This window comes from Mesorhizobium sp. CA10, from assembly GCF_020165285.1.
GTDB lineage: Bacteria > Pseudomonadota > Alphaproteobacteria > Rhizobiales > Rhizobiaceae > Mesorhizobium.
Genome location: NZ_JAIUHV010000027.1, coordinates 1 through 18,457 on the forward strand (window position 1 = coordinate 1; position 18,457 = coordinate 18,457).

The 18,457-nt window shown below is 58.0% G+C and carries 12 protein-coding genes; 10 read left to right on the forward strand and 2 right to left on the reverse strand.

Going from position 1 to position 18,457, the window contains the following annotated elements:
• The first annotated feature begins 309 nt into the window (after window positions 1-309).
• Together LB535_RS28620 and LB535_RS28625 are read left to right on the forward strand one after the other, a co-directional pair.
• Window positions 310-1,158, forward strand: coding sequence for a hypothetical protein (locus tag LB535_RS28620; protein WP_224634558.1), 849 nt, complete (start codon window positions 310-312; stop codon window positions 1,156-1,158).
• Window positions 1,159-1,177: 19 nt separating this feature from the next.
• A complete protein-coding gene (locus LB535_RS28625) occupies window positions 1,178-2,107 on the forward strand; it encodes a hypothetical protein (protein ID WP_224634559.1) in 930 nt (309 codons plus the stop codon).
• 12 nt (window positions 2,108-2,119) lie between these two features.
• Here LB535_RS28625 and LB535_RS28630 read toward each other — a convergent pair whose 3' ends face one another.
• Window positions 2,120-2,986, reverse strand: coding sequence for a hypothetical protein (locus tag LB535_RS28630; protein ID WP_224634560.1), 867 nt, complete (start codon window positions 2,984-2,986; stop codon window positions 2,120-2,122).
• 1,553 nt (window positions 2,987-4,539) lie between these two features.
• Between LB535_RS28630 and LB535_RS28635 the strand changes: the two genes are divergently transcribed.
• From LB535_RS28635 to LB535_RS28655, 5 genes are all read left to right on the forward strand, one after another.
• Window positions 4,540-5,289: a hypothetical protein gene (locus LB535_RS28635; RefSeq protein ID WP_224634561.1), complete on the forward strand. Its 750-nt coding sequence runs from the start codon at window positions 4,540-4,542 to the stop codon at window positions 5,287-5,289.
• Window positions 5,282-11,971: a beta strand repeat-containing protein gene (locus tag LB535_RS28640; RefSeq protein ID WP_224634562.1), complete on the forward strand. Its 6,690-nt coding sequence runs from the start codon at window positions 5,282-5,284 to the stop codon at window positions 11,969-11,971. The genes LB535_RS28635 and LB535_RS28640 overlap by 8 nt, the downstream gene beginning before the upstream one ends.
• A gap of 72 nt (window positions 11,972-12,043) precedes the next feature.
• Window positions 12,044-12,517 (forward strand): hypothetical protein, encoded by a 474-nt coding sequence (locus LB535_RS28645; protein WP_224634563.1) that lies wholly within the window; start codon window positions 12,044-12,046, stop codon window positions 12,515-12,517.
• A 35-nt stretch (window positions 12,518-12,552) separates the two neighbouring features.
• Window positions 12,553-14,700, forward strand: a complete 2,148-nt coding sequence (locus LB535_RS28650) for a type I secretion system permease/ATPase (protein ID WP_224532477.1) — start codon at window positions 12,553-12,555, stop codon at window positions 14,698-14,700.
• Window positions 14,700-16,172, forward strand: coding sequence for an HlyD family type I secretion periplasmic adaptor subunit (locus LB535_RS28655; RefSeq protein WP_224634564.1), 1,473 nt, complete (start codon window positions 14,700-14,702; stop codon window positions 16,170-16,172). Before LB535_RS28650 ends, LB535_RS28655 begins: the two co-directional genes overlap by 1 nt.
• Before the next feature lie 288 nt (window positions 16,173-16,460).
• On the opposite strand, the gene LB535_RS28660 is transcribed toward LB535_RS28655, so the two are convergent.
• Window positions 16,461-16,709 (reverse strand): helix-turn-helix domain-containing protein, encoded by a 249-nt coding sequence (locus LB535_RS28660; protein WP_224634565.1) that lies wholly within the window; start codon window positions 16,707-16,709, stop codon window positions 16,461-16,463.
• Between the two features lie 133 nt (window positions 16,710-16,842).
• On the opposite strand from LB535_RS28660, the gene LB535_RS28665 reads away from it, so the two are divergent.
• The 3 genes from LB535_RS28665 to LB535_RS28675 all read left to right on the forward strand — a co-directional run.
• On the forward strand, window positions 16,843-17,445 hold the full coding sequence (locus LB535_RS28665) for a hypothetical protein (RefSeq protein WP_224634566.1): 603 nt from the start codon (window positions 16,843-16,845) through the stop codon (window positions 17,443-17,445).
• 303 nt (window positions 17,446-17,748) lie between these two features.
• A complete protein-coding gene (locus LB535_RS28670; protein ID WP_224634567.1) occupies window positions 17,749-18,018 on the forward strand; it encodes a hypothetical protein in 270 nt (89 codons plus the stop codon).
• Window positions 18,015-18,457 (forward strand): recombinase family protein (locus LB535_RS28675; RefSeq protein WP_224634568.1); only part of this gene is annotated, 443 nt, incomplete at its 3' end. The genes LB535_RS28670 and LB535_RS28675, both read left to right, overlap by 4 nt.

Sequence of the window (18,457 nt, forward strand, 5' to 3'; positions counted from 1 at the left end):
GGTGGAGCAGCCCGGTAGCTCGTCAGGCTCATAACCTGAAGGTCACAGGTTCAAATCCTGTCCCCGCAACCAATTTTATCATAAATCAATAACCGTCCCGGTCTAACCGGGACGGTTTTTGCGCTTTAGCAAGGGACGTCTCGAGTGGTGACCTGCTCCCTGATTTGTCCCCGTTTATGAGTTAGCCCAGTTCACGTTGTGATCCTTCACGGACGCGTTGACAATCAAAAGGCCTTCGCCGATCGCCGTTTTCTCAATCCCCTTCGCTCGGAGCCGGATCGCCTGCTTCAACGCTTCGAGGTAGTTCAAATGCTGCAATTTGATGGAAACTGGCGCTTCGACAGTCCCGGCCCGATTGAGCCGACGGTCAACCATGCGTTTCGCGATCTGATTGACCGCATTTGTAGCCAAGGCGATCGGCGCGCGATTCTGGAACGCTTCAAGTCTCGCTTTGCCGGTGCGGGCGGTGCGCCATACTACCCGAGCAGCAGCGTGAGCTGGGCTTCCGACGATCTCGACAAACTCATGAAAGCGGCGAGCGGAAATGCTCCGCTATTCATTGAAGCCTTTTGCGATGGCTGCAGCGACATCGCCAATCTGTGGTCCCACATAACCTTACCGGACGTCGCGCGCCTCAACCGTATTCTTGCCGACTCGGGCGCCGGCTACCAAATTGATCCGCCGGCTTTGCGCGCGACCCGAGCCCATATTCCGATCGCTGTTCCTGAGCAGCCGCCGTCTCTCGACGCGCAAGCATCGACGCTGATCGCTGCAGCGCTCGACGCGTCCGAGCGGGCTCTGTCGCAGGGAAACGGGCGACAGGCCGTTCAGGAGGTTCTGTGGTTGCTGGAGACCATCGCCACCGCCTTCCGCGGACTTGACGTCCCGGACGGTAGCATCCAGGGGCGCTACTTCAATAAGATCATTGGTGAGCTCCGTACGCGCGGCCGCGGCCATCAGGAGCAGATCCTGCAATGGATGATGACACTGCACGGCTACCTGTCTTCTCCGACTGGTGGCGGCGTGCGGCATGGCACCGATCTGAAGGAGGGGCTCGCACTTGGCATCGACGAAGCTCGCCTCTACTGCAATCTCATCCGCAGCTACCTGACATTCCTGATCGCCGAGCATGACCGTGTCAGCCGGCGAACGGCGTGATACTTCGAAAAGGATAATCGTGGCTCGCATCTTCGACTTCGACGGCCCTAACCTGAACAAGGGCTTCATCAACCTCAGGGCCGCTGAGCATCCGGAGGAAAAGCGGCTGCACAGCATCATCGAGGGCATGTGGGAGCGCTACGAGCCCTATGCCGATCCAGATTTTCGCGACGGCTTCGCTCGCGATGTCGATGCCCGCTTCTGGGAGATGTATCTCGGTTGGAGTTTCCTTGAGGCTGGGCATGCGCTGCTGCCGACGTCCGAACGGTTGCGCGAAGGCGGGCAACCGGACCTCTGCGTCCTGACTGATAGTGGGCGTATCTGGATCGAGGCCATTGCTCCGGATGAGGGTAATCGCGGCCCAGACCAGGTCACGCGCCCCGTCCCGATGAACGAAGGCGGCGGCCTTTCTGCGGCGCCCGTGCGCCAGGCTCAGCTACGCATGACGAGCGCATTCTGGACGAAGTTCAAGGTCATAAGAAAATATCTGGAAGATGGCGTCATCGGTGCGGATGACATGCGTCTGATTGCAATCAGCGCCGGCCGCTTCGGTGTCTATGTCCCCGAAAAGCCCCCGCTGATCCTGACATCGTTGTTCCCCATCGGTGACGCCTACATCACCATCGATCGCGCAACAGACGAGATAGTCGAGGAAGGATTCCACGCGTCGCCTGAAATTGCGCGCCAGGGTAAGCCGGTCGAGCGCACTGCTTTCCTCAACCCACTTTTCAGCGACGTCTCCGGTGTTCTCTGGTCTCGCATCAGTCTCGGAAATCTTTCCCGGAAGACGCGCCCGCTGACCTACGTCCACAACCCCTTGGCGACGCGTCCGCTGCAGCAGCGATTTGGCGTTTGGGACCGGGAGTTTGTAACGGTGATCGACGGCGAGGGTTGGGAGGTAACCGACATCCTCGCGCCCCAGGTTGAGATGAATCAGGCGGGCGTGTGAAGGCCCGCCAATCTACGAAGGCCGGCCTTGCACCGCGTTTTGGATCTCTTCAACGAAGGCCTTGATCAGGTCCGCCGTCTCTTGGACGAACGTCTTCGTGAAGACGTCGATCTCCTTTCCCTCCTTGTCGAAGCCGTTACGGTGGACGCAATCGTGACGAAGCAAGACGGCCTTGAAGAGGCTGGCTTTGTCGCTGGCGAGGTTCAGAATTCGCACGCCCAGAGCGATGTTGTAGAGAACGTCGACCTTTTTGAGATTGTGATACATGACAGAACGCAGGTGTTCCCGGACCCTGCGTTCGACCAACTCGGGCTCCTTTGACACCTCGGACAGTGTGAATTTCTTCTTCCCCAGATCCTCGTCCTGATCCATCAAACGCTGCATAGCCGCTTTGTCGCTCATAACCTCATTGAGCAGAGTGTCGCCGAGATAGGCTTCCAGCGCCGTGACCTGGTGGGAGAAAATCATCCGGTTCACGAGATGGTCGCCGCGATAGCCACCATGATCGGCGAGCAGATCACCCGTGTGGTGGTAGGAGTCCATGAAAACCCGATAAGGGTTGGACGGTGCCTCATAGTCGAGCCAATCGTCCGGTTCCTGCTCACCATGCTCAAGCCCGTAGTCGAAGTCTTCGACAAGCTCGTGCCTGCCAACATCCGTGTTGTGATAGTTTTCGATGCCGACGGGATACTCCCAAAGCCCCCAGGTCAGCTCGCCAAGCTCGGGATGGTCGATCACCGCCTCATAGTGGATTTCAGGTCCCATCTGGCGCTCATCGCCCCCAACGGCGTCCCAATCCAACTCTTCCGTTTCGACTTCAAAGATCTCCCCACTGGACGTGTGACGGATACGGGCAACGCCCTTGCAGTAAACTTCCATGTGCCCACCCACTGACTCGCTTTCGCCAACTTAAACAATCGACGAACCGGGTGGCACAGAAAATCGAAAGGCACTTCGTTCTGCGTCACCAGCAGTTGTTATTCGAACATGCATGCTTGCGTGTTTGTCTGGCTCGCGGAAAACAGTGTTGAGGGGCCTGTATTGTTGACGCGCCCCCGCCAATCGATGTGAAGCTGGCGCTCTGCAGCAGCAGGGCGTCCGCAACGAGGGAGTGGGGATGCGCAAAATCCCGCAGTGGGAATTTGATTTCTATGCGATAGCGCTACCGCGCGGGCACGCCTTTGGCGAGGAGCCGCCCGTTGCGGCATGGGGCTCAAACGACGGAAATGGATGTGGCATTGTCGCGCACAACTCCGAGAGCGATTCATTCCACGTAAGCGTCATGCGACGGCGAGTGGATTCCGTTTGGACGGTTACCACGCGCGCCGGTGGGTTCGCTACGATAGACGCGGCAGCCACGGCCCTTGAGCCCGAGCTTGCCGATGCCGACCTTGATGGGCAGGTTACAAATGATGGCGCGCCTTGGCTGGACCGAGAACTGTCCTCACCAGATCGGACGCCGCACGCATCGTGAAGCTTCGGGCAGGAGATCGCCGCATACCTCAACTGGCGCGGGGCAAAGCCTCAATCGACACGGGCTAAGCCACCGGTTTAGGATCGCGGGGTCCGGGAGTTGCGAGACCTACTTCAGCCCTTTGAACAGACTGCGATCGCCCACGTCGGCCGTAGGATGGCGGCCGAGCGTGGGCTCAGCATCATCCAGCGCCAACCCTAGCGACTTTGTCACTGGCCGCCCTTGCCGGTGCCGCCAACCTGGCCTCTGGCCGCTTTGCAACGATCGGCGGCGGACTGGCTTCTAGTTGGTACCTTAGCAGCTACTATTCGCTAGGTGCATCGGATAGTACCTCAAAGGGCTCGCTCGTGGCCGACGCGCATCGACTGGAGCCTCGGCAGATGCCGCGGGTTGGAAGTTTGCGACCTTGTGCGACCGCGGTATCTGGTTGCCGAAAAATCTGCTCACTTCCTCAACCTGCGGCGGTAGTCCGCATCGGCTTAAAAATGGTGGCTGACGTGCGCCATGCTCGGTTGAACTCGCCACCTGACCGCATCACAACAATGTGAAGTGCCGATTCAAGCTCTCTCGGCTGGACGGGAAGTATGAAGGTATGTATCGATATTTCTACTGGGCGTTGTGACAAGTTCACAAAAATATGGGGAGGGTGATGCCGTCTCGGTTGCGTGAAAAGCGAGTCGAAAGACCCGGTTGATATAAGACGGCAAAGTTGATTTTGTTCCAAAGAGGCGCTTATCGAGGAACAGTTGAGACGTGTTCCTAGCCGCGCATAGGATACGGACTGCGTAGACGGATGTCACTGAGTCACGACAGCTTGGATTCACTCTGACTAACTGACGACGAAGCTTTTGATCTACCTGTTCATGAAGACTAAGCGCTGCGAGTGCATTCGCCGTCCCGGGATTGGCAGAAAGAGGATGCCACCAAAGATGAGTCCGTCGTCTACAAAGAGAGTTGCATGCTGACTTTGGATGAGATCCTCAAAAGGGACCCAAAGTCGGTTCCTCTCGAAGAATATGAGAGGGCTTTCAAGTTCCTTAAGGTATCCAGGCTCCCTGACGCTGCAGAGGACAGGAAGCACCGATATCTGACGATATACAGGTTTCGCGTATTCGTGAGATCCTCAATTATTCCTGTCGTGTCTACGGCCATTGCTGTTGCTGTCTATTATTTCCTCTGCTATGTCATGCAACTTAGCAATTTTATTGTTAACTCTAAGTATATTTCCATCTTTTGGCCGCCGGCGCTCTACAGTATCTCTGCATCCAAGGTCACGCCTTTGGTTTCATCGATGCCATTGGGATCAAGTCCAGACGATATCTTGTTTTACGCCAATTCGTGCGGTCTTGCTAGTATAGTGTGGTTATCTTGGCTGCTTTGGCGTATCTACCGAGATGTCACTGACATCGGAAATTACGCACCGAGTGATAATGAAAGTGGTGTTACTAATTTAACTGCAAAGGTTATGGGCCTGTCGACATTCTATCTGATTGTTGCACTGTGTCTATTTTATGTATCCTCGATGGGATTTGCGACTGAAAGGTCTCTTTATTTAGCTTCTATCTATGATGGGGTTTTGGCATATACAACAAAGAAGATTTTTTTGATATCTTCAGGCTACTGGTTGCTCGGTTTCTTCTCGATTCTATTGTCGATTACTGTTCGTGGATCACGCCGCAGGCCGGCAAACGGGGGGCTAGATGAGTGAAAATGAGGACGCCAGAAACGAAGTAGCTAGTCACCTGATGGCGGCGGCATTGGCATTTGACGATGCTGTGGCAGGGGCCTCGGCGGCGGTCGCGCCGAATTTGGAAACCGCGGCTGCTGCGTTCGAGACGGCCGCAAGATTCACTGGCCCCATTGGCATCGGCGTTTCGGCAATGCTTGGCGCGATTACGGAAGGGCCGAAAGGCGCACTGAAGGAATTCGCCGCTGCGTATGCAGGCGTTAAGGTGACTGAGGTTACCTACAGTTTGAGTCGGGTAGCTCTTGCTGCTTACTTTGGTGATGCGGTCGAAGTTGGGGTCGCCGCAGCCGCGGCAGCGTCGTTGGCCGGATTTCTGGCGGCCATCGCCGTCGGCAGTATAGCTGGTGTGGCAATAGCGGCTATAGCTAATACTGACCCAACCTATCGTGATGATCCCGCATCCCCGCTTTCGGGCTTTGAGCCAGACGGGATGGGTGGATTCGACCTAAATGATCCCGTCTATCATCTTCCGAATTATACCGGGGCTGGTACGGGCCTCGACTCTCCTGGCGAACACACTCCGGCCGGCCGCGGTGGTAGCGAATTCGGGGGCACGTCACAGCTTGGTGGCGGCGCGCCAAGCGGAGATTCTCGCGGCGAAAACCCTGATGATTCCGGTGTCAACGGCACCGCCGGGGAGCCTGGTCCATCGCGGGGTTCGAGGCGAGGCGGCACGCAATTGGATGGAGCGCAGGCGCCAGTACCCGGTGACGACACTGGCCTTTTCGATCCGAATCACAGTCAGGGCCATCCACCTGGCGGTTTAATCAACGAGGGGACCTATTCGGTCCCGAGTCCCCTCGACCCTGTCTATGGTGTGCCTCCGGATCTTCAGGACAAACCAGTCCAGATTGACACGTACACCACGTCATCGATCCATGGGTTTTCGGATAATCGCGGCGGTGGCAGCGACGGTGCAGGCGGCGGCTACGCCCAGGGCGGAAATGGCGGCCTAATCTCAACGCCAGTGGGCGATCATGCAGGCCATCCCAACGGTGTTTCCGGGAACCGAGACAATGGTTGGAATGGGCACCCCGTCCTTCTCGACCTCTCTGGCAGCGGCCTGTCAATCGATCCATTATCGTCATCCACGCAGTTTCTCGATTTGAACGGCGATGGTTATGAACACCGCACGGCTTGGGCGGGCAAAGGCAACGGAGTTCTGGTTCTGGATCTCTATGGCGATGGCAAGATACATCAGAAGAACCAACTTGCCTTCACACAATGGGATCCCTCTGCGGCAAGCGATCTTCAGGCGCTCAAAGACGTTTTTGATACCAACCATGACGGAAAGCTGGATGCCGGTGATGCCGATTGGTCCATGTTCAAGGTCATGGTCAATGGCCAGATGGTGTCGCTGGCCTCGCTTGGCATCACCTCGATTGATCTCACGCCGACTGGGAGTGGCCGGACGTTCAATGATGGTTCGGCAATAACCGGCACGACAACTTATACCAAGTCGGACGGCACGACCGGTCAGGTCGGCGATGCGATCTTGGCGAGCGACAGCAATGGCTACCTGATCAATCAGGCCCAGACTACGAATGCCGACGGCTCGGTGACCAAGGACATTCTGGGCTATAACACCGACGGGTCGAAAGCCTTCGAGAACGTGGTTACGGTCAGCGCCAACGGCCAGAACAAGACCACCAGATACGACGACAACGGCGACGGCGTGTTCGATCGGAACCAGACCGACATTATAGTCCTCAATGCCGACGGCTCTTCGACGGAGACGATCACCGATCTTAACGCTGACGGCTCCAAAGCGGATGCAACTGCGACTACGACCAGCGCTGACACCAAGACGATTACGACTCTCGTTGACCAGAACGGCGATAGTATTTGGGACCAGTCCGAGACATTCGTCACCAATGCAGACGGCTCGACCAGCACGACGACGAAGCAGCTTGCCGCGAATGGGACCACGATTAACCAGATTGCGGTCACCACAAGCGCCGACGGCCAGACCAAGACCACCAAGACCGATCACACCGGCTCAGGCAGCTTCGATTTCATCACGACAGATGCCACGGTTGTGAATGCCGATGGCAGCCGTGTTGAGACCGTGACGGATACCGGCAACAATGGGACTCTGCTCGACAAGACGGTGACGACCACCAGCGCCGACTCGCATAGCAAGACCGTCCACATCGACCATGCCGGCTCCGGCTCATTCGACACTGACGAGACGACTTCAATTGTCATCAATTCCGACAACTCGGTGACGACTACCGTCTCGACCTACAACGGCGCCGGTACCACTCAGATCTCCAAGACCGTCACTACCACCAGTGCCGACGGCCTGACGAAGACGGTTTCTCGTTACCTTGACGGTGGCACCTCGCCGGTTGACCAGGTCACAGACATCGTGACCGTCGCAGCGGACGGCTCGCGGACAGAGGCGGTTTCGGATTATGCGCTGGGTGGCACACCACTGAGCAAGACCGTCACGGCAACCAGCGGCGACAAGAAAAGCATCACCACCACCATAGATTCCAACGGTGACGGCGCGACCGACCAGGCCAAGACCATTGTCATCAATGCCGACGGTTCGACCACCACGACGTTGTCGAACTTCGCCAGCAACGGCACGCTGATCAATCGCACGCTGACAACAGCTTCCGCCGGCGGTCTGTCGACGACGATCAAGACCGACATCAATGGCGAGGGCACCTACGATCTCGTCGAGACAGACGTCATCGTCGCCAATGCGGATGGCTCTCGCACCGAGACGGTGACGGACACCAGCGCCAACGGCACGTCGATCGGCAAGACCATCACCGCCACCACCGCCAACGGCCTGACGCAGACCAAGCAGGAGGATCTCAATGGCGATGGCATCATCGACCGGACGGTAACGGACGCGATCGTGCTCAACGCCGACGGCAGCCGCACGCAGACGCTCTCGACGACCAGCAACACGGGCGTCCTGCTTTCCAAGACCGTGACGACCGACAGTGCCGACCGCAAGACCTCCACGGTGACAATCGACCGCAATGGCGACGGCCATGCCGACCAGACCCGCGTCAGCGTGCTCAATGTCGACGGCTCGACCACGCAGACGGTAACGGATACCAGCGCCAGCGGCGTGCAGATCGATCAGATGGTGACTGCGACCAGTGCCAATGGGCTATCAACCACGGTTTCGCGCAATATCGACGGAGCGATCGACGACACAGTTTCGAACGCAACGGTGCTGAATGCGGACGGCTCGAAGACGGAGACCATCAGCGACACTAGCCGTAATGGTACCTTGCTCAGCAAGCGCATCGTCACCGCGAGCGGCAACGGCTTGTCGGTGACGATGCTGAACGATGCCAATGGCGACGGTGTGCTGGACAGCGACATTGCCGACGTGACGGTGTTCAACGCCGATGGTTCGAAGACCGAAACGGTATCGACTTACAATGGCGCCGGCACCACCTTGATTAGCAAGACTGTCACCACCAGCAGTGGCGATGGCCTAACGAAGTCGGTGGCTCATTATCTCGATGGCAGCAGCACGCCCGTGGACACCGCCTTGGTCGTGGTGTCCTACGGCACGGCTGGCTCCGTGACCGAAACGGTCTCCGACTACAGCGGCAACAATACGCTGCTGAGCAAGACCGTCACAGTCTCCAGTGGCGATAAGAAGACGGTTACGGTCACTACCGATATCGACGGCAACGGCGTCAACGACGTTTCTACCACAGCCGTCACCAACGCCGATGGTTCGGTGACCACAGTCACTTCTGCCTATAGCGCGACTGGTATCCTGGTTTCGAAGTCAACCAAAACCGTCAGTGCCACCGGCATGTCAACAACGATTGCGACCGACCTCAACGGTGATGGCGTAGTCGATCAATCAAAGACTGATGTCATTGTGCTCAACGCCGATGGCTCCCGGAGCGAGACGATCTCCGATCTCAATGCGAGCGGCGGGCTGAAAGACAAGACTGTCATCACGACGAGCGCCAACGGCTTGTCCATCACGACACAGATGGATGGAACGGGAGCGGGCACCTTCAGCCGCACCACGAACGACGTCGAAACTCTGAATGCCGACGGATCGATAACTGAGGTCTTATCAGATCTTAACCCCAACGGCAGCCTTCACGACAAGACCACGACCACTACGAGCGCCAGCCGGATGACGATCACGACCGCCCGTGATGTCAATGGCGACGGCACCGTAGATCAGACAGTACTTAAGCAGGTCAACACCGATGGTTCGGTCACAACTTACAACATGGACGGGACGGTAAACCAGAATGTTTACGGCCTAATTTGGGGGGGGACGAACGGTCGTTACGAGACGGATAGCGCGAATGGGTTGTCGAAGACCGTGCAATATGACGCCAATGGCGACACCCGTTTCGAAAACCAAACGACCGACGTCACGGTTCTGAATGCGGATGGGTCCAAAGTTGACACGATCACAGACTCAGCCCTGACGGTGACTGGTCGAGTCTGGGAAAACAACGGCTGGTGGAACGCCTATAGTGCAACCACCAAGGACAAGGAAGTTATCTCCACCAGCAAGGATGGCCTGACCGTTACCAAGCAATTTGATTTGACGGGCTCAGGCACCTTCGGCAAGACCAGCACCGATCAAACCGTGCTGAATGCCGATGGCTCCAAGACGGAAACGATTGCCGAAGCCCAGGCCGGTGCTCAAATGGGCAAGTACGCTCAGACCACCAGCGCCGACGGCCTCAGCAGAACCAAGCAATGGTACTTTGGCGGTTCTTCCACCCCGAGCGAAACCTCGACGGACGTCAAAGTCATCAATGCAACTGGGTCGAGCACCGAGACGTTCACCAATACCGGGAGCAACGGAGCCCTGCTCTCGAAGTCGGTAAGCACGACCAGTGCCAATGGTCTCAATGTGTGGATTCAGCGCGACACGACCGGTTCAGGAAGCTTCAACCAGAGCGAAGCCGATGGCTCTTATACCTTGGCCGACGGCTCGATCGTCACGATGGTCGGCCATTATAATGGCAGTTGGGTTTTGAAGGACCAGACCGTCACAACGAGAAGTGCAGACGGGCGCATCACCAGCGTCAGTCGCGACGCCAACGGCGATGGAATTGTTGATCAGACGGAGGCGATCACGAAACTGGTCGACGGCAGCTCTCAAACCAGCATTTGGGACCTGCTGCCTACCGGAGCTGTGGCGGACTGGATGAGCTCGACTACGAGCTTCGACGGTCTGACAACCAATACAAGCTGGGACTTCAATAATGATGGTACGGTCGATCGTTCCCGTTCCGATACTCGCGTATACAATGCGAATGGCTCCTATAGCGAGACCGTTAAGGACTATCAGACGAGCACCAAAATCAGCACGGGCTGGGGATCTTCCAAAACGCCTGTCTTGCTGAAGACCACGTCGGTGACTGTAAGCGCTGACGGCAAAACCAAGATGACCAATGTCACGTTGAACAGCGACACCAGCGTCGATGAGACGTCGACGACGGTCACGGCTATCGATGGCTCGACGGTGACGACCGCGACCAACGACGCCGCCGCCAAGGCCGTCGCGCCGCTTCCGGGCAAGGTGCTCTGGAGTTCGGCGATCTCAACCAGCAACAAAACAGTAGCTTCAAAGGTAATTACGTCCGTCAGCGCCGACGGCCTCTCGAAGATCGTCCAGGCGGACTACGATGGCAACGGGGCCTACGAACACACCGAGACGTGGCAGACTCAGATCGACGGCTCGCAGATCGGCACCATCCAGGATGTGAATTCCTCTGGCACTGTGGTTGCCAAAGGCACCGAGAACATCAGTGCAGACGGATTGACCACAACCCTGAACGAGGACACTGACAACAACGGCACCACGGATCACGTAGACGCGGCAACCACCCATATTGACGGCACCATCACCGAGACCGTCACCAACTTCAACACCAATGGCACCCTCAAGCAGACCATCGTCACCAATGTCAGTGCCGACGGACAATCGACGTCGGTAATCACGACAACCCCGCCAGCCTCTTCCGGCGCACTTGCCACATCGACCACTGCCGTGAATGGCGTAGGCATGACGACGACCGAGTCGAACTCCACTGACACGGCTACGGTCAATGGCAACAACAATATCCTGACCGTGACCTCGGGTCAGGAGACGGCGACGGTGACCGGAACGGGTAATATCGTAAACGTTAATGGCACCGCCGCCGCGAGCGTGACGGGCGGAACAGGGACGGTGGTCAATTTCAACAGTTCTGGCAGTTCGCTGACTGCTACATCTGAGACGATCAATCTGGCCGCAGGAAGCAATGTGACGATCGGCGGTACCAGCGATACGATTATCATGAACCAGAACGAAACCGTAACACTGGCTTCTGTGAGCAGTCCTCCCTGGTCATATACAGGCCACTCGGATACGTTTGTCTTTCAACCAAATTTTGGGCATGAGACCATCTCGGGTTTCATCGGCTCGGGAAACGTCGGTACGTTCGGCTTCGGTGGGACGTCCCCTGATCAGATCGACATTAATCACGCCGTGTTCGCGGATTGGGCGCATCTCTTGGCGGCATCGTCGCAGTCGGGGAGCGACGTCATCATAACCGCGGATGCCAACGACACGATCACCTTGAAGAACACCACCTTGGCCCAGTTGCAAGGGGATCAAAGCCAGTTCCATTTCACCTGAAATCCGAAGACGGTCGATGATAGCGCCCTCGGATAAGTCGGTCGCGATGCCCGCATAACACCTTGAGACGTGATGATGCCAAGGAACTTCATCTTTGCTCTGGTGGCGATGATCGATTGGCTGCTCTGTGCAAGCGCCATGGCTGATGACGCGGATTTCACCGAAACCCGCCAATTTCTTCATGTGGTGATTGGAGGGAAACTCTATCATCTCGACAGCCTCGTCGTGAAGGCAGTGGGAACGAAAGGGCCACTGCCGGTCGCATTGATCACAGGTGGAACCGGGCACTCGGGGGCTGAGGTGAAAGGCGAACGCGCCGAAAACTATGCTCCGCAGGCCCGCGATCTTGCCCTTCGCGGCTGGCTCACCGTGGTCGTCATCCGCAGGGTATCGGCAAGTCGGACGGCACGTGGCACGCCTATTTTCAGTATGACGGAAGAGCCGGCATGGCCGCCGATCGCGGTGTGGAAATGTCCCGATGCGATAAGGCAGGAAACGCCGATTGCCGCCTCGTCATGGAAAACAATCGCTGGGTGGGGTCGCTGACACAATGAGAGGGCGCCGGCGTGGATAGCCCCGAGATGATCCCCGCGCGGGCACAGCCGCTCGACTCCGGCCTCCGGGCGGTCTGCGGCATAGCCGCCTTCTACCGGATCGCGGCCGATCCACTGCACCTCGCCAACCAGTTGGCGCTGACCGGGCGCCTTGCAAACGAGCGCGATCTCGTCCGCGCGGCCGCGTCGATCGGCCTCAAGGCGCGCATCGTCGGCAGCTTGACCCCAAAGCGCATCGAGACCCTTCCGGTACCGGCGATCGTGCGTGTCGCCGACGGCTCCTTTCAGGTCTTCGGTGGCAAAAATCCGAGCGGCCGGTTCCGCCTCGTCGATCCCATCACGCGCATCGATAAGGAACTCACGATCGATACTCTGCTGCCGGAAATCGGCGGCGAGATCGTCCTGATCGGCAGGCGCCTTGGAGGGCAGGGGTCCGACCCACGCACTTTTGGCCTCGGCTGGTTCCTGCCCTCGATCTGGCGTTACCGCAAACCGCTTGCCCATGTGCTGCTTGCATCGCTTTTCGTGCAGATCTTCGCGTTGGTAACGCCCTTGTTCTTCCAGGTGGTGGTCGACAAAGTACTGACTCACAAGGGTTATTCCACCTTGTTCGTGCTTGTGGCGGGCATGGCTATCATCGGCTTGTTCGACGTCATACTGCAGTATCTGCGCAGCTACGCGCTCTCGCACACCACCAACCGCATCGATGTCGAGCTGGGGCAAAAGCTGTTTCAGCACCTGCTGCGTCTGCCGCTGGGTTATTTCGAGACGCGGTCGGCCGGCCAGACAGTGGCGCGGGTGCGCGAGCTTGAGACTATCCGCAACTTTCTGACGGGACAGGGGCTTTTTTCGGCAATCGACCTCGTATTCACGATCGTCTTCATCGCGGTGCTTTATGCGTACTCGTGGAAGCTGACCATGATCGTCGTCGGATCAATCCCGCTTTACGTCCTGATTGCGGTCTTGGTGCGGCCCTCGCTACGGGCGATGATCAAGGAGAAGTTCAACCGGGGCGCGGTGAGCCAGCAGTTTCTGGTCGAAGCCATCGTCGGCATCCAGACGGTCAAGGCCGGCGCCGTCGAGCCGGTGATGCAAGCGCAATGGGCCGAACGCCTCGCCGCCTATGTTCGCACGTCATTCGATGCCACGATGCTGAGCGCCGGCGGCCAGAATGCCATACAGTATGTTTCCAAGCTCTCGACGGCGTTGCTGCTTCTCTTCGGAGCAAAGGCCGTTATCGACGGCGAGCTTTCTGTTGGGGCGCTCGTGGCCTTCAACATGATCGCCAACCAGACGGTACAGCCAATCCTGCGGTTGTCACAACTCTGGCAGGACTTCCAGCAGGTGCAGATCTCTGTCGACCGGCTCGGCGACATCCTCAACACGCCCATGGAGCGGATGCCGCAAACAAGCCTGGTCCTGCCGCCTCCGAAAGGCGCGATCGAGCTGCGCAACATCAGCTTCCGCTATCGGCCGGGCTCACCTGAGGTGCTCAAGTCCATATCGCTCGCGATTCAACCGGGCGAAGTCATTGGCATTGTCGGCGCGTCAGGATCGGGCAAATCCACCCTGACTAAATTGATCCAGCGTCTCTACACTCCTGAAGAAGGGCAGGTGCTACTCGATGGAGCGGACTTGTCCCAGGTCGACCCAGCGTGGTTGCGCAGTCAGATCGGAGTGGTGCTGCAGGAGAACCTGCTGTTTAACCGCACCATTCACGACAACATTGCCTTCGCTAACCCGGCATTGCCACGCGCCAATGTCATCGCGATCGCCAGATTGGCCGGAGCCGATGAGTTCATCGCCAGGCTGCCGGCAGGTTATGATACGGTCATTGAGGAGCGCGGGGCCAATCTCTCGGGCGGCCAGCGCCAGCGCATCGCAATCGCCAGGGCGCTTGCTACCAACCCACCGATCCTGATCTTCGACGAGGCAACCTCAGCGCTCGACTACGAAAGCGAGCGCGTGATCCAGGCTAATATGCGCCAGATCGTGCAAGGGCGTACCGTGATTATCATTGCCCATCGGCTGGCGGCGGTGCGGCCATGTCACCGCATCATCGGCATGGCCGACGGCCGTGTTGTCGAGATCGGCAGCCACGCTGAACTTATAGCTCAACCGAATGGCGTCTATGCCAGGCTCTGGGCGCTGCAGAACGATCAGGTGTTCGCCTGATGAACGCCATTCCTCAGCCGCCGCCTGCCGCTGGCCAACCAGTACCTCAACGGCCGTTCCGCCGGCTGAGACCAAGACGCTCGGATCAAGAATTCTTAGCGCCGGCGCTGGAAATTCTGGAAACGCCACCATCGCCGGTGCGCTTGGCCTTTATCGTGATCGTCTGCGCGTTCGTCGCAGTCGCGCTCATCTGGGCTTATTTCGGGCGCATCGACATCATCGCCTCGGCGCAGGGGAAATTCGAGCCGACAGGAAAGGTCAAGATCATCCAGCCGCTGGAGACCGGCCGGGTGAAGGCTCTTCCGCCTCCAGATGGCACCCATGTTCGCCAGGGTGACATCCTGCTTGAACTCGATGCCGCCGAGGAACTCGCCGATGAGGCTGGCTTCAGACGCGCTCTCGCGTCCTACCTCGCCGAGGCTACGCGCCGACGCGCTGCCATCGGCGCGGCGCGCCAAAGGAGTTTCTCGCCGGCGCCTTCTATCGCTTGGGAAGATGATGTTCCCGATCTGCTGCGCATTCGCGAGCAGAATATACTGAACAGCGATCTCGGCCAACTCACATCAAACCTGGATTCACTCGGCGCTCAGCGCCAACAGAAGCTGACAGAGGAACAGCAATTTGCGCAAACAATCGAGACGCAAAAATCATTGATCTCGACTTTGCAGGATCGCGTGACCATGCGCTCCACCGCCGCGGCCGCCGACGCCGATACGAAGTCAAATGTCATCGACGCCACGGAAACGCTTAAATACCAGGTCACACAGCTGGCCATCCAGAAAGGCCAAATGGCCGATGCCGAGGCGGGTGCCGAAGTGGTGGAACGCGAGATCGCCAAGACGATCGAGGAATTCATCACCGACAACACCCAGAAGCTGGGAGATGCCGAAAGGCAGATCGATGACCTCACTCAGAAGCTTGCCAAAGCCACCGCCGAGCGCGAGCGCAAGACGATAGTTAGCCCGATCTCCGGAACGGTGGAAGAATCCGTAATTACCAACATCGGCCAGGTCGTCACGGTGGGCCAGGAGGTCATGCGAATTGTTCCCGACGATTCCAAGTTGGAATTGCGGGTTTATGTCCTCAACACCGACATCGGCTTCGTGAAAGTAGGACAGCAGTCGGTAGTCAAGGTCCAGTCTTTTCCGTTTACTCGCTACGGCACCATCAACGCGACGGTGACCAATGTGGCGACTGACGCCATTCCCGAACCGGATGCAGCCCAGCTAGAAGGCAATCCGGCAGCTCAGATATCCAATGCAACTTTTGCCGGCGCTGAGCGAACCCAGAACCTGGTGTTTCCCGTCACTCTGACGCCGGACAAGACTGTTGTGAGCGCCGACGGCCACGACGTGCAACTGACGCCGGGCATGGCTGCAACTGTGGAAATAAGAACCGATAGCCGGCGAATTCTGGAATACGTGTTCTCGCCAATGGTTGAAGTAACGTCAGAGGCGTTCAAGGAGAGATGATGCAGCGACGACTCACACCGAAGGTTGATGACGTGTTCTTTCTAAGCAGTTAGACGTCTCTGTCATCGAGGTGCCTGTTATAAGGCGGCTGCGGCTCAGGAATAAGAGTGATCACCGTGGGGTTTGCCGACGGCGCTTGAAGCCGCTCAGATACTGCTGAGCGTGTTCAACGTCTTCCTGCATCAGGTCTGTCTCTCGCCCGAATACGCGCGAAATTTTTTCCAACCGGCTGACGCTTGTCCATACGTCGGGCAATCGAGGTTTACACACCCTAAATTATCAAGTTCTCTATTCGTCAAGCTCAGACTTCGATCTCTGAGGACCATCTGAGGGTCGTTTCAGCAATTCTGCGATATCCACATCCAGCACTTCAGCCAGCCGGTCAACGACATCGATGCTTGCGTTGTATACGTTACGTTCCAACGCGCTGATATAAGTGCGATCGATCCCAGCCTGGTGCGCAAGCTCTTCCTGTGACAGGCCTCTAGCCCGCCGCAAGGCTCTTAGGTTTTGCGCAAACGCTTCTCGTATTTCCATAAATCCGAGAACAGCGCCTTGCAGAGTATTTCACCACGGAGTATTCTCTACAAATCACATTCGAAAAATCAGGTTCCGTGATTGGTATTGACCCACTCAGCGGGAAACTTGCCCCACGGAAGGAGACTGTGCTGTGGCAGCGAAAAAGCCGACTCTTCTCGCCACAAGCCGCAACGGCACGGAATTGCAATCTGCAGCCATAGGCGATCCTGCGCTTCTGCTAATGAGTGATTGGCAAATGGCTCGATACATCTCCCTGCTATTATGCCGCGTGCAGCAGCGGTTGGAGAGTCAAATGATGGTCAATCCCGGAATTCAGGGATTGACCGCAGATTCACCGACGCGAGTTCAAGACCAACGATCGCGCACTCTTGGTGGCCCATGGGCGTATGCGGTTGCGCGTGAGGCCGAGGTCTTTGCGATGACCGAAGCTCTTAAGCTTCAAGATTCTCTCCCCGAAGTCGCGGCTACGTCGCTCGTCGGCGTCATTGCCAAGTTAGAAATGATCGTCGGCGCCGACCGGGATATTGGTGACCCTACGGACTTCCCGTGGCCGCACATAGCTTCGGCGCTAAGTGACTTAAGGGCGATCGCGGGAACTTTGCCGGTTGGTCGCCCGAGCCGGGAAAGGACGCGGAGCGATGTTGCCAAGCATTGGGAGTCCGCAGTCAAGCTGATCGCTGCGCTCGAAGCGGAAGGCGCGGCGGAGTACTGTGGCGATGTAGCGATCTTCTGACACGCCCCTCCCTGAAATGTATCTTCAAATGTGCAACTCGCAGGCGATATCGAAGGTCAACAACCCGGGACTGTCGAGTGGCGGCAGACTGATTGCCACGGTTCGCGCCCCACTAATGGTTTGGCTGGATGTCGGCATCAGAACGTTCCCATTTGTCGCCCGTAGCCCGACCTTGACGATTGAGAGAAACCGCACGGCGCAAGTCATTGCACGCTGTGGCCCTACGACATGAACTTCGTGCTTTTCCTGGCCGTCCGGACACCTCTGATGGCAGGTCGATCCACCATTGGGAGAGCGACCGGCATGTCAGAGGAAACCAGGACCGGGCCGCAGGCGTTGGTTCCGGCGAACGACAACGGCGACCTCGCCAGCCCCGAGGGCCCTGAAAACATGGCGGCCAAGCTGGACCGGGTAGTGCTGGATATCGCCGGGTTGATCGGCCGGCAGTTGGCGCGGCAGGCATTCGAGGCGGGGCTGGCGGCCAACGACAATCGGCCGGGCCACCAAGAAGAAGAGGGCAGGGGACAGGATGGCAAACCCCTTCAGAACAAGAGAGAGGATCCGTCGCCGTGACTCGTGTCGCACTCTATGCCCGCTATTCTTCCGACAGCCAGCGAGATGCCTCCATCGAGGACCAGTTCAGGCTGTGCCGCGAGCAGGCGGAGCGTGAGGGCTGGAGTGTAGCGGGAACCTACGAGGATGCGGCGATCTCTGGCGCCAGCACCGTGCTCCGGCCCGGTATCCAGCATTTGGTACGTGATGCCCAGCGCTGCCGCTTCGAAGTGGTGCTGGCCGAAGCACTCGATCGCATCAGCCGCGACCAGGCAGATGTCGCCACGCTCTTCAAGCATCTCAAATTCGCCGGCGTTGCCATCGTCACTTTAGCCGAGGGCGAGATCAGCGAACTGCATGTCGGCCTCAAGGGCACGATGAATGCCCTGTTCCTCAAGGATCTTGCTCTCAAGACCCATCGTGGCCTGCGGGGGAGGGTGGAGATGGGCAAGGCCGGGGG